Genomic DNA, 3520 nt, shown 5'->3' on the forward strand with positions numbered 1-3520 from the left:
GGCCCCCGGTGTTCGAGTGTCCGCCGCGCCGGCGGCGCAGGGGCAGCCCCCCCCCGGCCCCTCTCCGGAACGCCTGCGAAGCGTCCCGGACCGCCCCTAATGACCTGCGCTGTCCACCACGGACGACCACTCGTCGAGCAGCGCCTGGGCCGACGCGTCGTCGGGACCCTCCGCCCACAGATGGGTGACGGCCTCGGCCGGGTCGGGCAGCACCATCACCCAGCGTCCGTCGGTCTCCACCACCCGCACCCCGTCGGTGGTATCCACCTGACGCTCACCGGCCGCCTCCACGACGCTGCGCATCACCAGACCCTTGACGGCCCACGGAGTCGCCAGATCCCTGCGCAGGACATGGGCCCGCGGGATACGCGCGTCGATCTGGCTCAGGGTGAGCTGCGTACGGGCCACCAGACCGATGAGCCGTACGAAGGCCGCCGTACCGTCGAGGACGCTGCTGAACTCCGGCACGATGAAGGCGCCACGGCCGTCACCGCCGAAGATCGTGGTCTCCTCGCGCCCCACCCGGGTCAGGTCGTCGGGCGAGGTCGTCGTCCACTCCACCTGCGTGCCGTGGTACGCGGCGACCTGCTCGGCGATCCGCGTGGTGGTCACGGGGAGCGCCACCCGCCCGCTGCGCCGTTCGGCGGCGACCAGGTCGAGCAGGACCAGCAGGGCCCGGTCGTCCTCGATGATCCGGCCGCGCTCGTCCACCAGGGACAGCCGCTCGCCGACGGGGTCGAACCGCACCCCGAAGGCGGCCCGCGCGGAGGCGACGATCTCGCCGAGTCTGACCAGTCCCAGGCGGCGTGATTCGGCCGTTTCCGTGGGCCGGGACTCGTCGAGCCCCGGGTTGATCGTCAGCGCGTCCACCCCGAGCCGGCCGAGCAGGCTGGGCAGCACGAGCCCGGCGCTGCCGTTGGAGGCGTCGACGACGACCTTGAGTCCCGCCTCGGAGATCCCGGTGGTGTCGACGTTGCGGAGCAGGGAGCCGGTGTACGAGTCGAAGACGCTGGCGGGGAAGTGCAGATCCCCGATTTCGCCGGGGAACGCCCGGCGGTACTCCTGACGGGCGTAGACCCGGTCGAGCTTGCGCTGGCCCGCCTGGGAGAGGTCGGCGCCCCGCTCGTCGAAGAACATGATGTCGACGGAGTCGGGCACCCCGGGCGACGTACGGATCATGATGCCGCCCGCGCTGCCACGGCCAGTCTGCTGCCGGGCGACGGGTAGGGGGACGTTCTCCAGGTCCCGTACGTCGATGGCGCTGGACTGGAGCGAGGAGATCACGGCCCGCTTGAGAGCGCGGGCACCACGCGAGTGGTCACGCGCCGTAGTGACGGTGGAACCCTTCTTCAGCGTGGTCGCGTATGCGCCGGCCAGCCGTACGACGACTTCTGGCGTGATCTCGACGTTCAGGATGCCCGAAACACCGCGGGCGCCGAAGAGATTCGCCTGTCCGCGGGACTCCCAGATGACCGACGTGTTGACGAACGCGCCGGCTTCGATGGTCTTGAACGGGTAGACCCGCACATTGCCCTGAATGATCGATTCTTCACCGACCAGGCACTCGTCACCGATGACCGCGCCGTCCTCGATGCGGGCCGCCCGCATGATGTCGGTGTTCTTGCCGATCACACAGCCGCGCAGATTGCTGTGCTGGCCGATGTAGACGTTGTCGTGGACGACGGCCTTGTGGAGGAAGGCGCCGGTCTTGACGACCACGTTGGAGCCGATGACGGTGTGCTCGCGCAGCTCGACATCGGCCTCGACCTTGGCGTAGTCACCGATGTACAGCGGACCGCGCAGCACGGCGTCCGGGTGGACCTCGGCGCCTTCGGCGACCCAGACGCCCGGGGAGATCTCGAAACCGTCGATGTCGACGTCGACCTTGCCTTCGAGCACGTCGGCCTGCGCCTTGACGTAGCTCTCGTGTGTGCCGACGTCCTCCCAGTAGCCCTCGGCGATGTAGCCGTAGATCGGCTTGCCCTCCTTCATGAGCTGAGGGAAGACATCGCCGGACCAGTCGACCGAGACATCGGCCTCGACGTAGTCGAAGACTTCGGGCTCCATCACGTAGATGCCCGTGTTCACGGTGTCGGAGAAGACCTGGCCCCAGGTGGGCTTCTCCAGGAAGCGCTCGACCTTTCCGGCCTCGTCCACGATCGTGATACCGAATTCCAGCGGATTCGGCACCCGGGTCAGGCACACCGTCACGAGTGCGCCTTTCTCCTTGTGGAAGGAGATGAGGTCCGTCAGATCGAAATCGGTGAGAGCGTCACCGGAAATGACAAGAAACGCATCGTCCTTCAGCGCCTCCTCGGCGTTCTTCACGCTCCCCGCGGTGCCGAGCGGCTTCTCCTCGTTCGCATAGCTGAGCTCCATGCCCAGCTCTTCCCCGTCGCCGAAGTAGTTCTTGACGAGGGAGGCGAGGAATTGCACGGTTACGACGGTCTCACTGAGCCCATGGCGCTTGAGCAACCGCAGCACATGCTCCATGATCGGCCGGTTCACGACCGGCAGGAGCGGCTTGGGCATGCTTGAGGTCATGGGGCGAAGTCGAGTACCTTCGCCACCGGCCATCACGACGGCCTTCATGTCGGAAGCGTCCTCCTTGAAGAGACGGTCTCGCCGACTTCACCCGTCTGGAACGAGGCCCAATGGCGTCAGGCTGCGGGCCGGCGACATTGCACGGCACCACATCGACGAGCTCAATCGGCCACGTTGTCCGCCCTGACGAGCCGGCAGACCTGGACCACATACAGGACTCCTGCCCACCAGTAGAGAGTTGTACCCCATCCTGCGAACGCCCATCCGAAAACTTCGGCGAGTGACGCGAGCCATCCACTCCCGTCACTGAGCAGCAGGAGGGGGAAGGCATACATCAAGTTGAAGGTAGCTGCCTTCCCGAGGAAGTTCACCTGGGGAGGCGGGTAGCCGTGCCTGCGGAGGATTCCCACCATCACCAGAAGCATCAGCTCACGGGCCAATAGAGCCGCGGTGAGCCACAGTGGCAGAATCTCGCGCCACGTGAGGCCAACCAGGGTGGAAAGGATGTACAGCCGGTCCGCAGCAGGGTCGAGGAGCCGCCCGAGGCTGCTGATCTGGTTCCAGCGGCGGGCAAGCTTTCCGTCGAGATAGTCGCTGACACCACTCAGCATCAGCACCAGCAAGGCCCAGCCGTCACTGTTGGGCCCGCCGAACTCCGGACGAAGGATCAGCCACAGGAAGAGCGGTACGCCGACCAGGCGGGCCATGCTGAGGATGTTGGGGATGGTGAGCACCCGGTCCGTCTGGACGCGGGTCTCCTGGACCTCCACCCGGGGCCTCCTGTGTGGAACGAGCCAACGATGCCTCCTGACCTTACCCTCAGCGCAGGCCGGCACTCTCAAGGGGGCTTGGCAAGGGGAGTTGAAGAGTTTACGAGAAGGCCCTGAACGCAGAAATGCCCCGCACCATACGGTGCGGGGCATTCCCACAATAATTGTTCGGCGGCGTCCTACTCTCCCACAGGGTCCCCCCTGCA

The 3520-nt window shown here is 66.5% G+C and carries 2 protein-coding genes; both read right to left on the minus strand.

The window, feature by feature from the left end:
* Positions 1 to 96: 96 nt before the first annotated feature.
* Positions 97 to 2592: a mannose-1-phosphate guanyltransferase gene (locus tag AB0P17_RS43155; RefSeq protein WP_365820590.1), complete on the minus strand. Its 2496-nt coding sequence runs from the start codon at positions 2590 to 2592 to the stop codon at positions 97 to 99.
* A 113-nt stretch (positions 2593 to 2705) separates the two neighbouring features.
* Positions 2706 to 3314, minus strand: coding sequence for a CDP-alcohol phosphatidyltransferase family protein (locus AB0P17_RS43160; RefSeq protein WP_365820592.1), 609 nt, complete (start codon positions 3312 to 3314; stop codon positions 2706 to 2708).
* Positions 3315 to 3520: the final 206 nt, after the last annotated feature.

It is taken from the genome of Streptomyces sp. NPDC088124 (assembly GCF_040685895.1).
Taxonomy (GTDB): domain Bacteria; phylum Actinomycetota; class Actinomycetes; order Streptomycetales; family Streptomycetaceae; genus Streptomyces.

Bases quoted from the DNA above. Each gene is read 5' to 3' on its own strand.
- AB0P17_RS43155 (WP_365820590.1), bottom strand. From the start codon at position 2,592: ATGAAGGCCGTCGTGATGGCCGGTGGCGAAGGTACTCGACTTCGCCCC.